Source organism: Pseudomonas sp. MF7453, assembly GCF_016405455.1.
Lineage (GTDB): Bacteria > Pseudomonadota > Gammaproteobacteria > Pseudomonadales > Pseudomonadaceae > Aquipseudomonas > Aquipseudomonas paralactis.
This window is the reverse complement of record NZ_JAEKCN010000013.1, coordinates 121,002-142,131: the sequence shown is the minus strand read 5'-3', so window position 1 is coordinate 142,131 and position 21,130 is coordinate 121,002. Positions and strand designations below refer to the sequence as shown.

The following is a 21,130-nucleotide window of genomic DNA, read 5'->3' as shown; positions in this document are numbered from 1 at the left end:
ACGCTTGCCAACAAGGCCCGCCTCGCGCGGGCCTTGTTGTTTGCGGCGTTTACCAGTCGAGGGTGATGGCGCTGCGAAAACTGCGCTCTTGGGCAGTTACCGGGTCAATAAACCGCACGCCCTGGGCCAGCAATTTGAGGGGGTGGGCGTAGTCGTCCTTTGCATCCTTGATCACCTCGGGATAGAACGGGTCATTGCAGATGCTCGCCCCGAGGGCTGTCATGTGTACACGCAACTGGTGTTTCTTGCCGGTCACGGGGAACAGGCCGTAGCGCCATAAATCGCCGTTTTTCTCGCGGACTTCAACGGCCGTCTCGGTGTTGCTGGCGCCCGGCCCTTCCTGCATGCGAAAGAACGGTTCGCCATCGACCAGGCGGCTTTTATGTACCAGGGGAAAGCTCAAGTTCGGCAAGGCCGGGGCGATGGCCTCGTAGAATTTGTCGATACGCCGCGTGGGAAACAGTTGCTGGTACGCCGAGCGGCTTTGCGGGTTGGCCGAGAACAGCACCAGCCCCGCCGTGTGCCGGTCGATGCGATGCAGCGGCACCAGGGCGGGGTTGTCCAGGCGCCGGATCAGGCGACGCAGCAGTGTTTGCTCAACGTACTCGCCGGCGGGAGTCACCGGCAGGAAATGCGGCTTGTCCGCCACCACCAGGTGTTCATCGGCGTACAGGATGGTTTCCTGTACCGGAATCACTTTTTCGTTGGGTACTTCGCGAAAGTAATAGATGCACAAGCCTTCCTTGTAGGCCAGGCCCAGGCTGATCGGGCTGCCGTTGATATCCAGCACTCGCCCCCGGGCAATGCGGTCCAGCCACTGCTCACGGCCAATGGCCGGGAATTGATCGCACAGGCAGTCGATCACCGTTGCCCACGGGCCCGGGGGCAGATACAACGTGCTGGCTTGGTGCTGGGCGGCGGAAAAACCGGAAGTGGACATACAGATGCTCGAAGCCTGGAAAACAGGCGGGCATTATCCCGTATGGAGCACGATTGCCTAGAGCCTATCTCAGGCCTTGGCCAATTGTGCCCGCAGGACCGGAGAAGCACTGGCCGCCTCGGTGAACTCCTTGAGCCAGCGCAGTACATCCACCGCTTCCCAACGGCCCGGATCATAAAGCGCGTAGAGCAAGCCCTGATAACCCACCACATCCAGCTGCTTGTGATAACCGGCACGCTGGAACAGCGCTTCGATTTCCGCAAAGCAGGTGTTGAAATGCACTTTGTTGAAGGGCGTCTTGCCTTCCGTGACCAGCCCATCGAGGCGCAGCTCGTTGACCGCGTCGCGCACCACGTCGGCGGACATGCGATTGACGCTGCTTTTCAATTGTTCAACATTCACCACGGGCGTTCCCTCTATTCAATCGCTGTACGAATATACAGTAACGTAATATTGGGAAACCCGCCATCGCATAAACGTCAGCGCAGGAAGGCGACAACCTGATCGGTGTCAAACGGCCAGTCCAGTTCCGCCCCGGTGTCCATACGGCGAAGCACCGGAATCCGCAGGCCGTAGTCGTCTGTCAGGTCATCGGGGTCGGTGATATCCACCAACTCCACCAGCAACCCGTGTTCGACGAGCGGCATGATTTCGGCTTCGGCAATCTCACATAGATGGCAACCCAGGGTGCCGAACAGCTGGCATTCAGGAAGCATGATGAAAGGACTCGATCAAAAAACAGGCCTCCATTCTAAGCCCAACAAGCCCCTTGTAGGAGCGAGCTTGCTCGCGAAAAACTCCCGCGCGCCGCGTTCATTCAGGAACCCCGCGTTATCGTTGACGCTTTTCGCGAGCAAGCTCGCTCCTACAGTGCAAAAAATCTGACCCAGGTCACCATGGCCTATAACTGATTCAGCGATTCTCGCGGCTTTTTGCCCGCCACCCTGCAACGGAGATGCCTGTGTTTGCCAACTTGCTGATTATTCTGGCCTCATCCCTGGTGGTGATTGCGCTGTTTCGCCGGCTGCAACTGCCGCCGGTATTGGGTTATCTGTGCGTGGGTCTGGCGGTGGGGCCGACCGCGCTGGACTGGGTAAACGACAACGAGGACCTGCCGGACCTGGCCGAGATGGGGGTGGTATTCCTGCTGTTTTCCCTGGGCCTGGAGTTTTCCCTGACGAAAATGCTCGCCCTGCGCCGCGTGGTCTTCGGCCTGGGCAGCCTGCAAGTGTTGGGCTGTGGTGTGCTGCTGGGTGGCTTATTGATGGGCTTTGGCCTGTCGCCGGGCATCGCGCTGTTGCTGGGCGCAGGGTTGGCGTTGTCTTCCACGGCCATCGTCAGCAAGGAGTTGACCAGCCTGGGGGAGATCTTCAGCAGCCACGGCCAGAATGCGATAGGCGTGCTGCTGTTCCAGGACGTGGTAGCGGTCTTGCTGCTGACTCTGGTGCCGGTGTTTGCCGGCACCGGTGACCAAGCCTGGTACTGGGCATTGCCGCTGACCCTGGGCAAAACCGTGGTGTTGTTCGTCGGCCTGTTGTTCGCCAGCCGCTGGTTGCTGCCGCGGTTGTTCCATGAGGTCGCCGCGTCCCATTCGGCGGAGTTGTTTGTACTGCTGGCGCTGGTGATTGTGTTGCTCACCGCCTGGCTCACCCACCTGCTCGGCCTGTCCCCTGCCCTCGGCGCGTTTCTGGCCGGTATGTTGCTGGGCGAAAGTCATTATCGGCATCAGATCGAGGCGGATATTCGACCGTTTCGCGACATTCTGCTGGGGCTTTTTTTCGTCAGCATCGGCATGTTGATCGATCTGCAGTTGTTCATCAGCCACAGCCTGTTGATCCTCGGCCTGACCCTTGCGCTGATGCTGGTCAAAGGTTGCGTGGTGGCTGTACTGGTCAAGCTGCGTGGCAGCGACACTGAAACCGCCTGGCGCAGCGGCCTGGCCCTGGCCCAGGGTGGCGAGTTCTGTTTCGCGCTGATGGCGCAGATGCAGCAGAGCCGGTTGATTCCGGAGGAGTTCAACGGCCTGCTATTGGCCGCCACGTTCTGCTCGATGCTGTTGACGCCGCTGCTGTTGCGCGCAGCGCCGACCATTGCCCTGCGCCTGCATCGAAAACCCAACCAGCAAGTGCAACTGGAGCACATCACCGCGCTCAACGCTCAGTTGCACGGGCACGCGGTGATTTGCGGTTATGGTCGGGTGGGACAGTCGATCGGGCGGTTTTTACGTCGTGAACACCAGGCATTTATTGCCCTGGATGACGACCCCGAGCGGGTGCAGGAAGCCGCCACCGAGGAGAGCAGCGTGCATTACGGCGACTGCCGCCGGGGTGCCTTGCTCAGTGCCGTTGGCCTGGAGCGAGCACGATTGGTAGTGATTGCCGTCGACAACAGCGATGTCGCCCTGGTGGTGCTCAAGGAAGCGCGACGGATCAACCCCCAGGTGCCGATCCTGGTGCGCACCCGCGATGACAGCCAGTTGGCTGAACTCAAGGCCGCGGGTGCCAGTGAAGTGGTGCCCGAGTTGCTTGAGTCAAGCCTGATGCTCGCTTCCCACGCCCTGATCCTGCTGGGCCTGCCGGACCAACAGGTACAGGCGCGGGTGGATGAAGTGCGGCAGAACCGCTATCGCCTGTTGCACGGGTTTTATCCGCCGCCACATCCTGATGAACAAGCGCCGATCAATCCTGACTGACTGCACCGATCTTGTGGATCGACAAATCCGCGCCGTAATACTCCTCTTCCTGACTCAAGCGCAGCCCTTGCACGCGCTTGATCACGCCGTACACCAGCAAGCCGCCGCCAAACGCCACCGCCACTCCCAGACCGGTGCCGATCAACTGGCTGATCAAGCTGACGCCGCCCAGCCCGCCCAGGGCGGCCTGCCCGAAGATCCCACAGGCGATACCGCCCCACACGCCACACAAGCCATGCAACGGCCATACACCCAGCACATCGTCGATTCTCCAGCGCGCCTGGGCGGCGATAAAGCACCACACAAATAAGCCGCCTGCGACCACACCGGTGACCAGCGCGCCCACCGGATGCATCAGGTCGGAGCCTGCGCAGATCGCCACCAGCCCGGCCAGGGGACCGTTGTGCAGAAACCCAGGGTCATTACGGCCAATCACCAACGCGGCAACGGTGCCGCCCACCATGGCCATCAACGAGTTGACGGCCACCAAACCGCTGACCCCGTTGAGGGTTTGCGCGCTCATCACGTTAAAGCCGAACCAGCCTACGATCAGGATCCACGACCCCAGCGCCAGGAACGGGATGCTCGACGGTGCAAACGCTACCAGGCGCCCTTCGCGATAACGTCCGTTGCGCGGGCCCAACAGCAACACCGCTGCCAGCGCCAGCCAGCCGCCCATGGCGTGCACCACCACAGAGCCGGCAAAATCGTGAAAGCTGGCGCCAAAGCGTGCAAGCAGCCAGGCTTGCAGACCGAAATTGCCGTTCCACACCATGCCTTCGAAGAACGGATAGATAAACGCCACGATCAGCGCGGTGGCGCACAACTGCGGCGCAAACTTCGCACGTTCGGCGATGCCACCGGAAATGATCGCCGGGATCGCCGCGGCGAAGGTCAGCAGGAAGAAAAACTTCACCAGGCCGTAGCCATGATCGGCGCTGATGACGGCCGCCGGTTGCATGAAGCTCACACCGTATGAGATCCAATAGCCTATAAAGAAATAGGCCAGGGTGGAGATGGCGAAATCGCTGAGGATTTTCGACAAGGCGTTGACCTGATTCTTCTGGCGCACCGTGCCGACTTCAAGGAAGGCAAAGCCTGCGTGCATGGCCAGGACCATGACCGCACCAATCAGGATAAACAGGGTGTTGGAGCTGTGGATCAGTGTATCCACCGCACTTTGCAGATTTTCCATGGAGGTTGGCAGGCCTGCATCAAGGCAAAAAGCACCAAAACGGTTCAAGCCGAAGGTTGGCGCACTAAATGGGTACCACCGGCTTCGCCCCTCTTGTGAGGGCGTGAACCGCTTTAGCGCAGCGATCAACACAACCGGCCGTTGCCGACAGGGTTTTTCCGCGGGTTTAAGTTATTTAGGGTAAGGTTTTTCAAGGCTTGCGCCACGACCGCCCATATTCAGCGCGGGCCATACAGCCTGCGCACCAAGGCAAAGCAAAAGCTGTACCACACAATTGCAGTGAACCTTCAGCGAACGCCGCGACTCGAAACCACACGTACAGATCAGCCACACACGGAGACAACCATGGCCGGTAAAACAGCAAAGACTGCTCAAGAGATACTGATGGCGGATTTTCAAACCCTGGTCAGTGATACCGAAAGGTTGCTGGACGACACCGCAGTGCTGGCCGGCGATCAGGCCGACGAGTTGCGCACCAAGATCCACGAGAGCCTGCTCAAGGCCCGCGAGACCTTGCAACTGACCGAAGACTCCCTGCGCGAGCGCGGTCAGGCGGCGATTACCGCCACCGAAGACTACGTGCAAGCCAACCCATGGCAGTCCGTCGGCATCGCTGCCGGCGTAGGCTTTTTGATCGGCCTGCTGGCTACAAGGCGCTAATCATGTCTATCGGCGAATCCAGCTCATCCACGAGCGCGCACTCTTCAGGAAGCAGTTCCACCTCCCGACGCCTGGGCGCCGCTGTGCTGGGCTTGCTGCACAGCCATGTCGAGTTGTTTGGCATCGAGTTGCAGGAGCAAAAAGCCCGCACTGTCAGCCTGTTGTTGTTCGCCGGGCTGGCGTTGGTGTTTGCCCTACTGTTGCTGGTGGGGCTGTCGACGCTGGTAATGATCCTGGTGTGGGATACCGGCTACCGCTTGACGGGGATCATCTGCCTTTGCGTGTTCTATAGCCTGGCCGCAGCTTTCTGCGGTGTGCGCTTGAAAGCGGCAGTGTTCGATGAATCCACGCCCTTCCACGCCACGCTCGAAGAGCTGGCCAACGACCGGGAGCGCCTGTTGCCATGAGCATGACCGAGATCCCGAAAAACACCTCCCGCCGGGAAATGCGCAAAACGCTGATCCGTCTTCGCATGGAAATGCATCGCCAGGAAATCCGCCATGAGTCCCAGCAACTCATGGCCCCCCTGCAGAAAATGCGCAACATGCGCCACAACTGGCAGGACAGCCTGGGCATCAAGCACGCGCCACTGTGGGGCGTGGCCGCGGTAACGCTGATGGGCTTTTTCACCGGCAAAGGCGCCAAGGGCGGCAGCATCAGCAGCGTGACGCGCCTGGTGCGGCTGGGTGCCGGGTTGATCCCGTTGATCAAACTGGCCATGCAAGGCTCGCGCAAAGGTTAAACCTTGCCGGCTCTTAGCTTGCCGATACCAGTGGCCCGGCCCTCGTCAACGAGTGCCGGGCCTTTTTTCGCCCGCGCCACCGACCTGTAGATTTTTGCTTGCTCCGCCACGCCGGAAACGGGAAGCTGGCGGATGTCATTCACCGACCGGAGAGTAGTTGCCTTGGATTGGCCCACCCTGCTGAATCGCGAACGTCTGGGAAAACCCCTGCACAGCCCTGAAGAACTGGGTCGCAGCCCCTTTCACAAAGACCACGACCGCATTATTTTCTCCGGCGCGTTCCGGCGCCTGGGCCGCAAGACCCAAGTGCATCCGGTATCGAGCAACGACCATATCCACACGCGCCTGACCCACTCGCTGGAAGTCAGCTGCGTCGGCCGCTCCCTGGGGATGCGCGTGGGCGAAACCCTGCGCGATGCCCTGCCCGACTGGTGCGACCCGAGCGACCTGGGCATGGTGGTGCAGTCCGCTTGCCTGGCCCACGACATCGGCAACCCGCCATTTGGACACTCCGGAGAAGACGCGATTCGCCACTGGTTCCAACAGGCCGCCGGGCGCGGCTGGCTGGATGACATGAGCGGTGCCGAACGCAATGACTTTCTCAACTTCGAAGGCAATGCCCAGGGCTTTCGGGTGCTGACCCAACTTGAATACCATCAGTTCGACGGCGGCACGCGGCTGACCTACGCCACCTTGGGAACGTACCTCAAATACCCCTGGACCGCCCGCCACGCCGACTCGCTGGGCTACAAGAAGCACAAGTTCGGCTGTTACCAGAGCGAGCTGCCGATTCTGGAGCAGATCGCCCATAAGCTCGGCCTGCCCCAGCTTGAAGAGCAACGCTGGGCCCGTCACCCGCTCGTGTATCTGATGGAGGCGGCCGACGACATCTGCTATGCGTTGATCGACCTGGAAGACGGCCTGGAAATGGAGCTGCTGGAGTACGCCGAAGTCGAGTCGTTGTTGCTTGACCTGGTGGGCGATGACCTGCCGCAGACGTACCGCCAATTGGGCCCGCAGGACTCCCGTCGCCGCAAGTTGGCGATCCTGCGCGGCAAAGCGATCGAGCACCTGACCAATGCGGCGGCGCAGGCCTTTGTCGAACAACAGGACGCCCTGCTCGCCGGCACACTGCCGGGCGATCTGGTCGAGCATATGCACGGCCCGGCAAAGCGCTGCGTGCTGGATGCCAAGGACATGGCGCGCAAGAAGATCTTCCAGGACAAGCGCAAGACGCTGCATGAAATCGGCGCCTACACCACCCTGGAAATCCTGCTGAATGCGTTCTGCGGCGCGGCGCTGGAACAACATGGCGGGCGTACGCCGTCATTCAAGAATCGGCGCATACTGGATTTGCTCGGCAATAGCGCGCCGGATCCGGCCTGGCCGCTGCACGCCTCGTTCCTGCGGATGATCGACTTCATCGCCGGTATGACCGACAGCTACGCCACTGAAATGGCACGGGAGATGACCGGGCGATCCAGCCCTCAATAACGACTCGATCACGCGGCCTGTTCCCTGAAGCGAATCGCCCTACGATGGGAACAGAGCGGCCTGATCGAATTCGTACAGGCGCCCGAAGAATAATCACGCACGCTCCTAACGGACCAACCGCGCAATTCCTACCGCCCCCATCGACGCTTGCATCACTGTGTGCACCTTTATGCCCAGACACTCTCTTCGTATTCTTTTGGTGGAGGATCACCCTTTTCAATTGCTGGCCACCCAGTGCCTGCTCAAAAGCTTCGGTTTCGAGCAACTGACACCCGTGGAAAATGCCGAGCAGGCCATACACACGATGAGCCGGTCCGAACACCCCTTCGACCTGATGCTATGTGACCAATGCCTGCCTGACCTGCCGGGGCTTGAACTGATCGAAATCGCCCACCGCCAGCGCTTTATCACCGGCGCCATTCTGTTAAGCAGCTTACCCATGCAGGAATTGATCAACCTGAGCAGACAAGCCGTGCAACGACATCTTCCACTCCTGGGCTACTTATCCAAGCCCCTGAACAAAGATGAGCTGGAGAGGTTACTCGGTTAACCTTAACCCCCTCATGTAGGAACTTAAACATTATCTTCAACGAAAAGCGCTATAAGGACCGTCGCAAAATCCAAGGCCCTGTTTGTGGGTGCCGCCACCTTTAAATTATTGATATGCCCTGTAACGCCCCCCTAATAACTTGTAGGCTTTTGCCTTATTAAATGTAGGATCTTTCCTGTTTTGCATTTACTCCGTGTGAGCTTCATGCTGCGCCCGCATCTTCTGAGCTAATGTGCCCGCTTTATTTGCACCAGCATGGAATGTGATTATGAACTCAGTTTTTATTATCGATGACCACCCTGTAATCCGGCTTGCCATTCGAATGTTGCTGGAGCATGAGGGCTACAAGGTCGTCGGCGAAACAGACAATGGGTGCGATGCGATACAGATGGTCCGCGAATGCCTTCCCGACCTGGTGATTCTCGACATCAGCATTCCGAAACTCGACGGCCTTGAGGTGCTGTGCCGATTCAACGCCATGAACACCTCGATGAAAACCCTGGTGCTCACGGCCCAATGCCCCACGCTGTTTGCCACGCGATGCATGCGCTCGGGTGCCGAGGGCTATGTATGCAAGGAAGGTGACTTGAGCGAGTTGCTGAGCGCCATCCGCGCAGTCCTGTCCGGCTACAACTACTTCCCCAGCCAGGCCTTGAACGGTCCCGGAACGGAAGGCATGGATGTACAAGAGCTGGAGCTGTTCAAGACAGTCAACGATCGGGAACTGATGGTCTTGCAACTTTTTGCACAAGGGCGCACTAACAAGGAAATAGCCAAAGGCATGTTTTTGAGCAACAAGACTGTCAGCACTTATAAAAAGAGGTTAATGCAAAAACTCAAAGCCAAATCCTTGGTAGAACTCATCGAGATGGCAAAACGAAACGCGCTAGTGTGAGAAAGCGGATGCCCAGGCGTATAAAGGACTATCTGATTATATTGAGTGCCGGTCTGTACTTCAGCACTGCCGTGCTCGCAGAGCACCAAACAAACCCGGAACGCTTCACCTTATTGAGTCGTGCGGGAGCCGTTCAACTCGGCACTCATTTTGACAAGGCTCAGCGCCAGTGGCTGCAGAACAAACGCGAACTGGTGCTGGGCACCTCCGCGCCCGATTACCCGCCATTCGACCTGACATCCAGTGGCTACGATTATGAAGGGCTGACCGCCGATTACGCAGGTTTGTTGGCCAAGGCACTCTCCCTGCCGGTCAACGTAATGCGCTACCCGTCCCGAGATGCAGCCATTCGAGCCCTGGAAGCCGGCGAAATCGACTTGTTGGGCTCATCCAACGGTTTTGAGGCGGCGACACCGAACCTTATCCTCTCTGAACCCTACGCCGTGGACCAGCCGGTACTGGTCACCCGCGAGGGAGAAACCCGCAGCCTCAATGAGGGCCTGGACGGGCTGCGCTTGAGCCTTGTGTATCATTACCTGCCGCTCAATGAGGTAGAAAAGCTATACCCCAAGGCCGTCATTCGCGCCTATCCCTCTTATCAGAACGCCTTGAATGCAGTGGCCTTCGACCAGGCGGATGTGTTTCTGGGTGACACCATTTCCACCCACTACATGATCAACAAGGGCTATCTCAAAAATATCCGCATGGCCAATTTCGGCAAGCATGAGGCCTATGGTTTCAGCTTCGCCATGCGTGAAGATAACCGCGTGCTGTTGAGCATTGTCGACGCGGTGCTGGCAGCGGTCCCCATCAGCGAGCGAGACAGCATCGCCAAACGCTGGAGCGCCGGCAGCGATATCCTGCTCACCGACAAGAAACTGCAACTGACCCAACGCGAAGAGCGTTGGCTTAAAGAGCATCCGGTGGTCAAGGTGATCGTCAATGAAACCTTCGCACCACTCACGTTCTTCGACGCCGACGGTAACTTTCGCGGCATTACCGCCGACCTTCTGGAGTTGATTCGCCTGCGCACCGGCCTACGCTTTTCAGTTGAACGCGGGCGTGACGTCAAGGCGATGATTGATCAGGTCACCAGCCAGAACGTCGATATGATCGGGGCCATTGTGCCGAGCAACGCAAGGGACTCGCAGCTCAATTTCAGCCGCCCCTACCTGGAAAATTCCTACGTATTGTTGACCCGCAAGGAGCCAGGGGCGTCCGCGAACATCGCGCAAATGGCAGGAAAGCGCCTGGCGATCACCCAGGGCAACCCCTTGGTCGAGACCTTGACCAACGACTTTCCCCAGGTCCACCTGGTCGAAACCAGTGATACTTTCAGGGCATCGGAGCTACTCGCACAGGGCCAAGTGGACGGCGCGGTGAGCACACTGGTGATCGCCAACTACCTTTTGTCTTCCAAGGCGTTTCAGGACAAGTTGCAGATCAGCGCCAGCATCGGCACTACGCCGGCAACTTACACCCTGGCGACATCGCGCCACGCCACGGAACTGAGCTCAATCCTCGACAAGGCGCTGCTCAGCATCGCCCCGGATGAAATGGGCGTGATCAACAGTCGCTGGCGGGGCTACACCGCTGCGTCCGACAGCTACTGGCGCAACTACCATCAATTGATCTCTCGAATCATCATCGGCACCGGGCTGTTGCTCCTGATTTCACTGACCTGGAACGCCTACATGCGGCGCCAGATACAACACCGCAAAATGGCCGAACGGGCCCTGAACGACCAATTCGAATTCATGCGCGCGCTGGTCAATGAAACGCCCCATCCAATCTACGTGCGTGACCGCAACGGCCTGCTGCAAACCTGCAACGACAGCTACCTGCAGGTATTCGACGTCAAACGCGAAGACGTGATCGGCAAAAGCGTCACCCAGATCAGCATGGCCCTGGAGTCGGAGGCGGCGCAGTACCATGCCGACTATCTGCGCGTTGTGGCTGAGGGTATGCCGCTGATCCTGGATCGCACATTGCACATCCACGAGCGCAAACTGACGATCTATCACTGGATCCTGCCGTACCGTGACTCCACAGGCGAAGTCCAGGGCATCATCGGCGGCTGGATCGACATCAGCGACCGACGCCAGTTGTTTGATGAGCTACGCGCCGCCAAAGAGCGCGCCGATGAGGCCAATCGCGCCAAGAGCACGTTCCTTGCCACCATGAGCCACGAGATCCGCACGCCCATGAACGCCGTGATCGGGATGCTCGAACTGACGCTCAAGCGCGCCGATCAAGGGCATCTCGACCGCCCGGCCATTGAAGTGGCGTACAACTCGGCCCGGGATCTGCTGGAGTTGATCGGCGACATTCTGGACATCGCGCGTATCGAGTCCGGCCGTCTCAGCCTGGCGCCTGAGCGCGTCAACCTGCGTGAGGTGATTGAATCGGTGGTGCGTGTCTTCGACGGTCTGGCCCGCCAGAAAACCCTCAGCCTGCTGCTGGAGTTCAAGCCCGACCTGAACGATATCGAAGTGCTGATAGACCCTCTTCGCTTCAAGCAAGTGCTGTCGAACCTGGTGAGCAACGCGATCAAGTTCACCGAGCAAGGGCAGGTGAAGATCAAAGTGGAAGTACAGCCGACCCAGGCACCGGAGCAGATCGAGCTCAAGCTGGTGGTGGAGGACACCGGCATCGGCATCAGCAGAGAGGATCAACTGCGTTTGTTCGAACCCTTTGCCCAAGCGGACAACTCCGGTCAACTGGCCAGGAGCGGCGCGGGGCTGGGGCTGGTGATCTGCCGCAGCCTGTGCGCCATGATGGGCGGCCAGTTGAGCCTGAGCAGCGTGCCCATGGTAGGCACCCAGGTGCACGTCAACCTGAGCGTACCCCGCCTGCAAACGATCACGGCGGTGGGTGAGCAACAGCCCGAAACGCCGGCCGCCACTCGGGTGCTGAATGTATTGGTGGTAGACGACCACCCGGCAAACCGCCTGTTGATGTGCCAGCAACTGGGTTACCTGGGTCATCAATTCACTGCCGCCGAGCATGGTGCGGCAGGGTTCCAGGCCTGGCGCAAGGAGCATTTCGACCTGGTGATCGCCGATTGCAACATGCCCATCATGAATGGCTATGAGCTGAGCCGTTCAATCCGTGAGTATGAACAACGCGAGCAGTTGGTACCCTGCGTGGTGCTGGGCTTTACCGCCAACGCCCAGCCAGAGGAAAGACAACGTTGCGTGCAGGCCGGCATGGATGACTGCCTGTTCAAGCCCATCAGCCTGACCGTACTGGAACGGCAACTGGCGCAAATCGCCCCCAGACCTTCGAGCCAGCGCCTGGACCTCGAGTGCCTGCAAGCGCTGACCGGCGGCGACCCGCAATTGAGCCAACGCCTGCTGGAGGAGCTGCTGAGCAGCAGCCGTGACGACCGTCAGGCGCTTATCAAGCTGTTGAACCGACAGGCCCCACCTCAGGAAATCATCGAGCAAGCCCACAAGATCAAGGGCGCGGCCCGTATAGTTCAGGCCCATTCATTGGCTGGGCAATGCGAAGCGCTGGAACAAACCTGCGCGCGCAATGAAGAGTGGGCAACCATTGAAACCGGCATCAAGGCGCTGGAGCACCTCATGCTGGAACTGGAGCGGATGCTGCAGGTTCAGCTTGCCGAGCTGCAAGACCAATAATCACCCACACCCGAAGCCGCAGGAGCGAGTCACTCGCTCCTGCACATCCATACCCTGGCCTCTGTTCAGCAGTCGGTCAGCCGCAGGAAAATCGCCGCCAACCGTTCAATCCCTGCCTGGTCCTGAGGTGTAAAACGGGCCAGCGAGGGGCTGTCGAGGTCAAGCACGCCAATCAACTGACCATCTTTGACCAATGGCACCACCAACTCACTGTTCGAGGCGCTGTCACAGGCGATATGGCCTGGGAACGCATGCACATCCTCCACCCGCTGGGTTTGTCGTGAAGCCGCAGCGGCGCCACATACGCCACGACCGAACGGGATGCGCACGCAGGCTATCTGACCCTGGAACGGCCCAAGCACCAGCTCTTCATTGCGATTAAGGTAAAAGCCTGCCCAGTTCAGGTCATCAAGCTGGTTAAACAGAAACGCAGAAAACTGTGCACTGTTGGCAATAAAGTCACGTTCATCCGCCAGCAATGACTCCAGTTGCGCACACAGCATGGCGTAGCCATCGAGACCGCTGCCGGCCTGTTGTAAATCGATCATGGTTGACGTTCCAGCAATTTAAGACCTACCCAATAACGGGCAAATTGATAGGCACAACGGCCATTGCGGTTGCCGCGCCCTGTGGCCCAGCGCACCGCGAGTACATCAAGCTGCTCATCGCGCTGCCACTGCAAGCCGGCCTTGCCGGCCAACTCGCCGATCCAGTGTTCTACCACATCCAGGAAATGCTCCTGGGAAAATGGATAGAACGACAGCCACAAGCCGAAGCGGTCCGACAAGGCAATCTTGTCCTCTACCGCTTCGCTCGGATGCAACTCGCCATCCACCCGTTTCCAGTTGTCGTTGTCGCTCTGGTTCTCCGGCACCAGATGGCGGCGGTTGGACGTGGCATACAGCAGCACGTTTTCCGGCGCCTGCTCCAGGGAGCCGTCCAGCACGCTTTTGAGCACGCGATAATCGCCTTCGCCGGCTTCGAACGAGAGGTCATCGCAAAACAAAATGAAACGCTGCGGCAGTTTTATCAACTGCTCGACCACACGGGGCAGGTCAGCCAGGTGGTCACGTTCGATTTCGATCAAGCGCAGGCCCGCCGTGGCGTGCTGAGCCAGCAAGGCGCGTACCATAGAAGACTTGCCAGTACCGCGAGAACCCCACAGCAGCGCATGGTTGGCAGGCAGGCCATCGAGGAACTGCTGGGTGTTACGCGCCAATTGTTCCCGTTGCTTGTCGACGCCAATCAAGTCCGACAAGCGCATATCCAGACTGACTTCCAACGGTAACAGAAAGCCACTGCGGCCTTCGCGCTGCCAACGAGCAGCCAGGCATTGGCTCCAGTCGATGGCTTGGCGCGGGGCCGGCAATAAGGGTTCCAGGCGAGCAAGTACGGCGTCGGCCCGCTCAAGGAAGGCACTCAATCGAGAATCCATGATTATTCCTCTGGCAAGTTCTTGTAAAAGATGGCGTATTGGCAACCCTGCGGCAGACCGCGTGAGGCTGCGTCAAAAAACGATTCGTGCCCGGTAAGCTGAAGCTTGGGGATGTTCAGCTATGCTTGCCGAGCGAAAGGAAACGTGAAGTGGTTCAACACTCGATGGATATCAAGTTCGCCCACCGCTTGTCTTATAAACAAGCCAGATTGACTGTGCTGGTCGGTTTCGTGTTGGGAACCTTGCTCAGTCTGATCCAAATCGGCATTGATTATGCCAGTGAAGACGCATCCATCAACCGTGAAATACGCTCACTGATTGAAATCAGCCATAACCCCGCGTCGCGTATCGCCTATAACATCGATGCCGAACTCGCCCAGGAATTGACCCTGGGCCTGCTGCACTCCCCTGCCATCACCCGTGCGCAGCTGATCGACAACAATGGCGCGGTGCTGGCCGACGTCAACCGTCCGCGCAAGGACAGTAACTATCGCCCGCTCAGCGATTTTCTGTTTGGCGCCAATCGTCAGTTCGAGGACCGACTGTTTCTCGGCCATATGCCCAACGAATCCCTCGGTGTATTGCGCCTGGATGTCGATACCTATGCCTTTGGCAGCCGTTTCCTGCATCGCGCCGAGATCACCCTGCTCAATGGTTTTGCCCGCAGCCTGCTGCTGACCGGGATCTTGCTGGGCTTATTCTACGTAATGCTCACTCAACCGCTGGTACGTATTATCCGAGAATTGAGTAGCCGCAAACAGGCACGCCTGGATTGCCCACCTGGGCATGAGCACGACGAAATCGGTGTATTGGTCGACGTGGCCAACCAGCAATTTGAAAACATGCAAACCGAGATCCATCAGCGGCGTCACGCCGAGGACCGCCTCACCGAATACCTGGGCCAGCTGGAAAATATCGTTTCGGCGCGCACCCTTGAACTCAAGGCCAGCAACCAACGCCTGAGCCAATCCAACGATGAACTGGAAGCAGCCAGGATGACCGCGCTGGGTATGGCGCAGGCGCGGGCCGCGTTCCTGGCCAATATGAGCCATGAAATCCGTACGCCGCTCAATGGTTTGCTGGGGATGATTGCACTGTCGCTCGACAGCCCACTGAATGCCGAGCAGCGCCAGCAACTGTCGATCGCCCATGACTCGGGCAAAGTGCTGGTTGAATTACTCAACGATATTCTTGACCTGTCCAAGTTCGATGCCGGCCAGTTGGAACTGGAACATATCCCCTTCGACCTGGGCTCACTGGTGGAAGACACCGCCAACCTGCTGTCGCAGAACGCGGCGCCAAGTGTCGAACTGACGTGCCTGATTGATCCACAGTTTCCCGCCCAGGTTATAGGCGACCCGACCCGCGTGCGTCAAATCGTCAGTAATCTGCTTTCCAATGCGTTGAAGTTCACCCGCTTCGGCCGAGTCGATGTGCGCCTGCGTGCCCTGGAAGGCCGGGTCAATATTGAAGTCTGTGATACCGGCATCGGTATCGCCCAGGAAGCCCAGGCGAGGATCTTCCAGCCCTTCACCCAGGCCGGCGCGGGCATCACCCGTCAATTTGGCGGTACGGGTTTGGGACTGGCCTTGACCCGCAACCTGTGTGAAGCCATGCAAGGCCGCTTGAGTATCAGCTCGGAGGTGGGCTTTGGCAGCCAGTTCAGCGCCGACCTCCCGCTACCCACCCATTTGCCTGCCACGCGCTATGCCCCCCTCGCAGGTGATGTTATCGCCATCACCTATGCCGGTGGCGGGTTGACGGAACTGCTCACCACCCTGCTGCCCTCTTGGGGGCTGACGCCAAGGTGTTATTCCCAGGACGATGACTTGAGCGCTCTGGCCCCAGACCTGTTGATTACCGACTGCCCTGAATGCCTGTTCCGCTTGCGCCCGGCAATCAGCGCGCCAATTCTGCTGGTCACCGCCTATGGCAACTTCATGCCCAGCGAAGAAGTCGCGGCCCTGGCGCCACTGCAGCAACAGGCACGCCCGTTGAGCCGTAACGCGCTGTACCAGATCCTGCAACGCAACCTGCGCAGCAGCACGCAACCGATCCTCGACCCGATCCAGATGGAAGCCGCGCCGCTGGCTCACCGTGCACGCATCCTGCTGGTGGAGGACAACGCGGTCAATCAGCTGGTGGCCAAAGGGATGCTCAGCAAGCTGGGGTGTGAGGTGATTGTGGCCGCCCATGGTGGGGAGGCGCTCAAGCTGCTTGAGGACCAGCGCTTCGATATGGTGTTGATGGACTGCAACATGCCGGTGATGGACGGCTACGAGGCCAGCCGGCAAATTCGCCGCAGCGGGCGCTGGCCGGACCTGCCCATTGTCGCCTTGACCGCCAACGCCCTGTCCGAAGAGCGCGAGCGTTGCCGGGCGGCAGGCATGAACGATTACCTGGCCAAGCCGTTTCGCCGCGAAGAACTCCATGCGCTGCTGGAGTTGTGGGTGCCGACAACGACCAGCCTCTGAGGCTACGCGTTCACTTGAGCAGGGCTTCGATCTCCTGGCTCAGGTCCAGGGGCTTGGTCGTTGGCGCAAAACGCTTGACCTGCTTGCCGTCGGGGCCGATGAGGAACTTGGTGAAGTTCCATTTGATGTTCCTGGAGCCCAACAGCCCCGGAGCCTGCTTTTTCAACTGTACGAACAGCGGGTGGGCATCGCTGCCATTGACGTCAACCTTCTTGAACAGCGGAAAACTGACGCCGAAGTTCAGCTCGCAGAACTCGACTATCGCGCCTTCATTACCCGGCTCCTGCTTGCCGAACTGATTGCAGGGAAACCCCAGCACCACCAGGCCCTGGTCCTTGTAGCGCTGCCAAAGCTGCTCCAGGCCCTTGTACTGGGGGGTGAAGCCACATTTGCTGGCGGTGTTGACCACTAAAATGGCTTTGCCGGCGAAATCGGCCAGGGTCTTTTGCTCACCCTTGATGGTGGTGCAAGGGATGCTCAGCAGGGAGTCGCTCATGGCAATGCCTCAAGTCAGGGAAAGAAGAGTCTTATTCGTAGGAGCGAGCTTGCTCGCGAAAAACTATCAGGCGCCGCGTTCATTCAGGAAACCCGCGTTATCGTTGACGTTTTTCGCGAGCAAGCTCGCTCCTGCAGGGACCATGCAAGCCTAGCGCGGCACCAGGTCCAGGCACACCGAGTTGATGCAGTAGCGCAGGCCCGTCGGCGGCGGGCCGTCGGGGAACACATGCCCCAGGTGTGCGTCGCACTTGGCGCAGGTGACTTCGATACGAATCATGCCGTGGCTGACGTCACGGATCTCGATCATCGCGCTGTCGGCAATCGGCTCATAGAAGCTTGGCCAGCCGCAGCCGGAGTCAAACTTGGCAGTGGAATCGAACAGCGGCTCGTTGCAGCAAATGCAGTGGTACACGCCGTCGGTCTTGGTGCCGTTGTACTTGCCGCTGAAAGGCCGTTCGGTGCCCTTGAGACGGCACACGTTGTACTGCTCAGGGTCGAGCATGGCCTTCCACTCATCAACGGTTTTCTGCAACTTTTCCATCGGTACACCTCGGCAACTGAAAAACCCTGATCTGTGTCTTTTCCGTGGATCAGGCGGCACGTATGATTGCGCCTCTTCAAAACGCCAGTCTGGCACCCGCGCCATCGGCATTCAAACGTATTTATGGGGGCGAACCGCGCAGAGTTCACCCTACGGTAGTGCCTACGCCGTCTGAATCGTTCATTTTCAGGATCACATCGCCATGCAGGTCAGCAAATCGAACAAGCTCGCCAACGTCTGCTACGACATTCGCGGCCCAGTGCTCAAGCACGCCAAGCGCCTGGAAGAGGAAGGCCATCGCATCCTCAAGTTGAACATTGGCAACCCGGCGCCGTTTGGTTTCGAAGCGCCGGACGAAATCCTCCAGGATGTAATCCGCAATCTGCCGACCGCCCAAGGCTACAGCGACTCCAAGGGCCTGTTCAGTGCGCGCAAGGCGGTGATGCAGTACTACCAGCAGAAGCAGGTCGAAGGTGTCGGTATCGAAGACATCTACCTGGGCAACGGCGTTTCCGAGCTGATCGTGATGTCGATGCAGGCGCTGCTCAATAATGGCGACGAAGTGCTGGTGCCGGCACCTGACTATCCGCTCTGGACCGCTGCCGTGACCCTGGCTGGCGGCCATCCGGTGCATTACCTGTGCGATGAAGGCGCCGACTGGTTTCCGGACCTGGCTGACATCAAGGCCAAAATCACCCCCAACACCAAGGCCCTGGTGATCATCAACCCGAACAACCCCACTGGCGCCGTGTACTCCAAAGAAGTGCTACTGGGCATGCTTGAACTGGCACGCCAGCACAACCTGGTGGTGTTCTCCGACGAGATCTACGACAAGATCCTCTACGATGACGCCGTTCACATATGCACCGCCTCCCTGGCCCCGGACCTGCTGTGCCTGACCTTCAACGGCCTGTCCAAGTCCTACCGCGTGGCGGGCTTTCGCTCCGGCTGGATCGCCATCTCCGGGCCCAAGCATAATGCCCAGAGCTACATCGAAGGCATCGACATGCTGGCCAACATGCGCCTGTGCGCCAACGTGCCGAGCCAGCACGCCATCCAGACCGCCCTCGGCGGCTACCAGAGCATCAATGATCTGATCCTGCCCCAGGGTCGCCTGCTGGAGCAGCGCAACCGCACCTGGGAGTTGCTCAACGCGATCCCGGGCGTGAGCTGTGTGAAGCCCATGGGCGCGTTGTATGCGTTCCCGCGGATCGACCCGAAAGTCTGCCCGATTCTCAACGATGAAAAGTTCGTGCTCGACCTGCTGCTGTCGGAAAAGCTACTGGTGGTTCAGGGTACTGCGTTCAACTGGCCATGGCCGGATCACTTCCGCGTGGTGACGTTGCCACGTGTGGATGACCTGGAAATGGCCATCGGTCGCATCGGCAACTTCCTGAAATCCTATCGCCAGTAAGGAATTGACGCTGTACGACTCACATTGGGTCGTACAGCGATTATCTGGCAACACTTCTTTCTCGCTTACGTGCGGTGGTCATTCACTTAACCCCTGCCAGAGGCCTGCCCCCTATAATCACGGGGCGCCAAGGTAAAATCACGCCGGTCATGGCCGACAATACAGGTCGGAAAATCCCTTCAGGGCCTTACGTTCAAGCTGTAGGACACAGTTTGAAATAGTCGCTCGGTTGAATCACCCCATGCGGCACCTTATATACCCCGCAGTACGCGACATATTAAGCATGAGGAGAACCTTACAACCATGATGCGCATCCTGCTGTTCTTGGCCACTAACCTGGCGGTCGTGCTGATTGCCAGCATCACCCTGAGCCTCTTCGGCTTCAACGGGTTCATGGCGGCCAACGGGGTTGACCTGAACCTCAATCAGCTGTTGGTTTTCTGTGCGGTCTTTGGTTTTGCCGGCTCGCTGTTCTCGCTGTTCATCTCCAAGTGGATGGCGAAAATGAGCACCAGCACCCAGGTCATCACTCAACCCCGCACTCGCCATGAACAATGGCTGATGCAAACCGTGGAGCAGCTATCTCAAGAAGCAGGCATCAAAATGCCCGAAGTGGGGATTTTCCCTGCTTATGAGGCCAACGCCTTCGCTACCGGCTGGAACAAGAACGACGCGCTGGTGGCCGTAAGCCAGGGCCTGCTGGAGCGTTTTTCGCCCGCTGAAGTCAAGGCGGTGCTGGCCCACGAGATCGGTCACGTGGCCAACGGCGACATGGTTACCCTCGCACTGGTACAGGGCGTAGTGAACACCTTCGTGATGTTCTTTGCGAGGATCATCGGCAACTTCGTCGACAAGGTTATTTTCAAGAACGAAGAAGGTCGCGGCATCGCCTACTTCGTGGCGACCATCTTCGCCGAGTTGGTGCTGGGCTTCCTGGCCAGCGCGATCACCATGTGGTTCTCGCGCAGACGCGAGTTCCGCGCAGATGAAGCCGGCGCACGCCTGGCGGGCACCAGCGCAATGATCGGCGCGCTGCAACGCTTGCGCTCCGAACAGGGCCTGCCGGTGCATATGCCGGACAGCCTGACCGCCTTTGGCATCAACGGTGGCATCAAACAGGGCATGGCACGCCTGTTCATGAGCCACCCGCCGCTGGAAGAGCGGATCGACGCGCTGCGTCGTCGGGGCTGATACACCGGCCATACAAAAAAGGGGCGATTGAATCGCCCCTTTTTCGTGGCCGCGATTTACCGCTTGGTCAGCCGGTAAACACGCTCATCAAGGCGGGTAACGCCGTCTGCCTTGAACTTGCTGCTTTCACTCAGAATGTCCCGCTCTTGTAGCGTGACCACATTCCAACGCGGGCCCAGCAGCGACTGCACTTCCTTATCCGGGACAGCGAAAGGCGGGCCAGCCCTTTGCGCCTGGTCGTAGTCGACCGCGATCAGCAGCCCCTCACAGCCCGGAGCCAGCAGGGTATCGAGATGCTCGGTGTATCCCGGGCGCATCTGCTCCGGCAAGGCGATCAGTGCCGCGCGGTCATACAGCCCCGTGCAATCGGCCACGGCACGGGCGTCAAGAGCGAAGAAGTCACCGCACCACACTTCGATCAGGCCCGCTTGATACACCTTGAACAGGCCTTTTTGATCGATCCTGGGTGTGAGCCCCTGCTCGCTGAAGAACGCCTCAACGGCTTTATCCGAGACCTCCACGCCCATCACGCGGTGCCCGCAATCGGCCAGCCACTTCATGTCCAGACTCTTGCCACACAAAGGCACAAAGACCTTGGCGCCCTCGTCGAGGGCCAACGTTGACCAGTGCCGTTGCAAGTAGGGATTAACTTGAAACTGATGAAAACCGATCTGATTGGTTGCCCAGCGGTCCTGCCAAATTTTTGCTTCCATGCATCACCCTGAAAAAATCGATCAAAAGACACTAAATCTTATATTAGATCTC

The 21,130-nt window shown here is 59.0% G+C and carries 20 protein-coding genes; 11 read left to right on the top strand and 9 right to left on the bottom strand.

Translation table 11 applies throughout. The annotated features are described in order from the left end of the window. Window positions 1–49: 49 nt before the first annotated feature. The 3 genes from JFT63_RS20695 to JFT63_RS20685 form a co-directional block, all read right to left on the bottom strand. Window positions 50–940: a pseudouridine synthase gene (locus JFT63_RS20695; RefSeq protein WP_198844638.1), complete on the bottom strand. Its 891-nt coding sequence runs from the start codon at window positions 938–940 to the stop codon at window positions 50–52. A 69-nt stretch (window positions 941–1,009) separates the two neighbouring features. Next, on the bottom strand, window positions 1,010–1,345 hold the full coding sequence (locus tag JFT63_RS20690; protein WP_003189932.1) for a hypothetical protein: 336 nt from the start codon (window positions 1,343–1,345) through the stop codon (window positions 1,010–1,012). A gap of 74 nt (window positions 1,346–1,419) precedes the next feature. Next, window positions 1,420–1,656: a glutaredoxin family protein gene (locus tag JFT63_RS20685; protein ID WP_089042697.1), complete on the bottom strand. Its 237-nt coding sequence runs from the start codon at window positions 1,654–1,656 to the stop codon at window positions 1,420–1,422. Between the two features lie 239 nt (window positions 1,657–1,895). Here JFT63_RS20685 and JFT63_RS20680 point away from each other — a divergent pair, with 239 nt between their 5' ends. Then, window positions 1,896–3,632, top strand: coding sequence for a cation:proton antiporter (locus JFT63_RS20680; RefSeq protein ID WP_186562194.1), 1,737 nt, complete (start codon window positions 1,896–1,898; stop codon window positions 3,630–3,632). Here the strand turns inward: JFT63_RS20680 and JFT63_RS20675 are convergent. Beyond that, entirely contained in the window at window positions 3,619–4,827 is a 1,209-nt protein-coding gene (locus tag JFT63_RS20675; RefSeq protein WP_186562192.1) for an ammonium transporter, read from the bottom strand. The genes JFT63_RS20680 and JFT63_RS20675 overlap by 14 nt on opposite strands. 345 nt (window positions 4,828–5,172) lie before the next feature. On the opposite strand from JFT63_RS20675, the gene JFT63_RS20670 reads away from it, so the two are divergent. The 7 genes from JFT63_RS20670 to JFT63_RS20640 all read left to right on the top strand — a co-directional run bounded on the left by JFT63_RS20670 (window position 5,173) and on the right by JFT63_RS20640 (window position 12,812). Continuing rightward, window positions 5,173–5,487: a DUF883 family protein gene (locus JFT63_RS20670; protein ID WP_005786475.1), complete on the top strand. Its 315-nt coding sequence runs from the start codon at window positions 5,173–5,175 to the stop codon at window positions 5,485–5,487. 2 nt (window positions 5,488–5,489) lie between these two features. Next, complete coding sequence (locus JFT63_RS20665) at window positions 5,490–5,894, top strand: phage holin family protein (RefSeq protein WP_057703750.1); 405 nt, start codon at window positions 5,490–5,492, stop codon at window positions 5,892–5,894. Further along, entirely contained in the window at window positions 5,891–6,229 is a 339-nt protein-coding gene (locus tag JFT63_RS20660; RefSeq protein ID WP_005786471.1) for a hypothetical protein, read from the top strand. Before JFT63_RS20665 ends, JFT63_RS20660 begins: the two co-directional genes overlap by 4 nt. Before the next feature lie 162 nt (window positions 6,230–6,391). After that, the gene (locus JFT63_RS20655) at window positions 6,392–7,723 is read left to right on the top strand and encodes a deoxyguanosinetriphosphate triphosphohydrolase (RefSeq protein ID WP_057703751.1); all 1,332 of its coding nucleotides are present in this window, start codon (window positions 6,392–6,394) and stop codon (window positions 7,721–7,723) included. A gap of 169 nt (window positions 7,724–7,892) precedes the next feature. Beyond that, complete coding sequence (locus tag JFT63_RS20650; protein ID WP_186562187.1) at window positions 7,893–8,273, top strand: response regulator; 381 nt, start codon at window positions 7,893–7,895, stop codon at window positions 8,271–8,273. Window positions 8,274–8,541: 268 nt separating this feature from the next. Next, window positions 8,542–9,168 (top strand): response regulator transcription factor, encoded by a 627-nt coding sequence (locus tag JFT63_RS20645; protein WP_057703753.1) that lies wholly within the window; start codon window positions 8,542–8,544, stop codon window positions 9,166–9,168. Window positions 9,169–9,176: 8 nt separating this feature from the next. After that, window positions 9,177–12,812 carry a transporter substrate-binding domain-containing protein gene (locus JFT63_RS20640; RefSeq protein WP_198844637.1) on the top strand — a complete coding sequence of 1,212 codons (3,636 nt, stop codon included), beginning with the start codon at window positions 9,177–9,179 and terminating at the stop codon, window positions 12,810–12,812. A 65-nt stretch (window positions 12,813–12,877) separates the two neighbouring features. Here the strand turns inward: JFT63_RS20640 and JFT63_RS20635 are convergent, their stop codons facing one another. Together JFT63_RS20635 and JFT63_RS20630 are read right to left on the bottom strand one after the other, a co-directional pair. After that, on the bottom strand, window positions 12,878–13,360 hold the full coding sequence (locus JFT63_RS20635; RefSeq protein ID WP_032877122.1) for a GAF domain-containing protein: 483 nt from the start codon (window positions 13,358–13,360) through the stop codon (window positions 12,878–12,880). Continuing rightward, on the bottom strand, window positions 13,357–14,247 hold the full coding sequence (locus JFT63_RS20630; protein ID WP_057703756.1) for an ATP-binding protein: 891 nt from the start codon (window positions 14,245–14,247) through the stop codon (window positions 13,357–13,359). The genes JFT63_RS20635 and JFT63_RS20630 overlap by 4 nt, the downstream gene beginning before the upstream one ends. A gap of 164 nt (window positions 14,248–14,411) precedes the next feature. Here JFT63_RS20630 and JFT63_RS20625 point away from each other — a divergent pair, with 164 nt between their 5' ends. After that, complete coding sequence (locus tag JFT63_RS20625) at window positions 14,412–16,721, top strand: ATP-binding protein (RefSeq protein WP_198844670.1); 2,310 nt, start codon at window positions 14,412–14,414, stop codon at window positions 16,719–16,721. A gap of 10 nt (window positions 16,722–16,731) precedes the next feature. Here the strand turns inward: JFT63_RS20625 and JFT63_RS20620 are convergent, their stop codons facing one another. Next, window positions 16,732–17,217, bottom strand: a complete 486-nt coding sequence (locus JFT63_RS20620) for a glutathione peroxidase (RefSeq protein ID WP_198844636.1) — start codon at window positions 17,215–17,217, stop codon at window positions 16,732–16,734. Window positions 17,218–17,367: 150 nt separating this feature from the next. After that, the gene (gene msrB, locus JFT63_RS20615) at window positions 17,368–17,760 is read right to left on the bottom strand and encodes a peptide-methionine (R)-S-oxide reductase MsrB (protein ID WP_198844635.1); all 393 of its coding nucleotides are present in this window, start codon (window positions 17,758–17,760) and stop codon (window positions 17,368–17,370) included. A gap of 202 nt (window positions 17,761–17,962) precedes the next feature. On the opposite strand from msrB, the gene JFT63_RS20610 reads away from it, so the two are divergent. Both JFT63_RS20610 and htpX read left to right on the top strand, forming a co-directional pair. Beyond that, window positions 17,963–19,174, top strand: a complete 1,212-nt coding sequence (locus JFT63_RS20610) for a pyridoxal phosphate-dependent aminotransferase (protein WP_003189906.1) — start codon at window positions 17,963–17,965, stop codon at window positions 19,172–19,174. 303 nt (window positions 19,175–19,477) lie between these two features. Beyond that, a complete protein-coding gene (gene htpX / locus JFT63_RS20605) occupies window positions 19,478–20,365 on the top strand; it encodes a protease HtpX (RefSeq protein ID WP_198844634.1) in 888 nt (295 codons plus the stop codon). Between the two features lie 56 nt (window positions 20,366–20,421). Here htpX and JFT63_RS20600 read toward each other — a convergent pair whose 3' ends face one another. After that, a complete protein-coding gene (locus tag JFT63_RS20600) occupies window positions 20,422–21,078 on the bottom strand; it encodes a thiopurine S-methyltransferase (protein ID WP_198844633.1) in 657 nt (218 codons plus the stop codon). Window positions 21,079–21,130: the final 52 nt, after the last annotated feature.

Excerpts from the sequence above, each read along its gene's own strand:
- JFT63_RS20695 (WP_198844638.1), bottom strand. The coding sequence starts at position 940 with ATGTCCACTTCCGGTTTTTCCGCCGCCCAGCACCAAGCCAGCACGTTG.
- JFT63_RS20685 (WP_089042697.1), bottom strand. The coding sequence starts at position 1,656 with ATGCTTCCTGAATGCCAGCTGTTCGGCACCCTGGGTTGCCATCTATGT.
- JFT63_RS20680 (WP_186562194.1), top strand. The coding sequence starts at position 1,896 with ATGCCTGTGTTTGCCAACTTGCTGATTATTCTGGCCTCATCCCTGGTG.
- JFT63_RS20675 (WP_186562192.1), bottom strand. The coding sequence starts at position 4,827 with ATGGAAAATCTGCAAAGTGCGGTGGATACACTGATCCACAGCTCCAAC.
- JFT63_RS20670 (WP_005786475.1), top strand. The coding sequence starts at position 5,173 with ATGGCCGGTAAAACAGCAAAGACTGCTCAAGAGATACTGATGGCGGAT.
- JFT63_RS20665 (WP_057703750.1), top strand. The coding sequence starts at position 5,490 with ATGTCTATCGGCGAATCCAGCTCATCCACGAGCGCGCACTCTTCAGGA.
- JFT63_RS20660 (WP_005786471.1), top strand. The coding sequence starts at position 5,891 with ATGAGCATGACCGAGATCCCGAAAAACACCTCCCGCCGGGAAATGCGC.
- JFT63_RS20650 (WP_186562187.1), top strand. The coding sequence starts at position 7,893 with ATGCCCAGACACTCTCTTCGTATTCTTTTGGTGGAGGATCACCCTTTT.
- JFT63_RS20645 (WP_057703753.1), top strand. The coding sequence starts at position 8,542 with ATGAACTCAGTTTTTATTATCGATGACCACCCTGTAATCCGGCTTGCC.
- JFT63_RS20640 (WP_198844637.1), top strand. The coding sequence starts at position 9,177 with ATGCCCAGGCGTATAAAGGACTATCTGATTATATTGAGTGCCGGTCTG.
- JFT63_RS20635 (WP_032877122.1), bottom strand. The coding sequence starts at position 13,360 with ATGATCGATTTACAACAGGCCGGCAGCGGTCTCGATGGCTACGCCATG.
- JFT63_RS20630 (WP_057703756.1), bottom strand. The coding sequence starts at position 14,247 with ATGGATTCTCGATTGAGTGCCTTCCTTGAGCGGGCCGACGCCGTACTT.
- JFT63_RS20625 (WP_198844670.1), top strand. The coding sequence starts at position 14,412 with ATGGATATCAAGTTCGCCCACCGCTTGTCTTATAAACAAGCCAGATTG.
- JFT63_RS20620 (WP_198844636.1), bottom strand. The coding sequence starts at position 17,217 with ATGAGCGACTCCCTGCTGAGCATCCCTTGCACCACCATCAAGGGTGAG.
- msrB (WP_198844635.1), bottom strand. The coding sequence starts at position 17,760 with ATGGAAAAGTTGCAGAAAACCGTTGATGAGTGGAAGGCCATGCTCGAC.
- JFT63_RS20610 (WP_003189906.1), top strand. The coding sequence starts at position 17,963 with ATGCAGGTCAGCAAATCGAACAAGCTCGCCAACGTCTGCTACGACATT.
- htpX (WP_198844634.1), top strand. The coding sequence starts at position 19,478 with ATGATGCGCATCCTGCTGTTCTTGGCCACTAACCTGGCGGTCGTGCTG.
- JFT63_RS20600 (WP_198844633.1), bottom strand. The coding sequence starts at position 21,078 with ATGGAAGCAAAAATTTGGCAGGACCGCTGGGCAACCAATCAGATCGGT.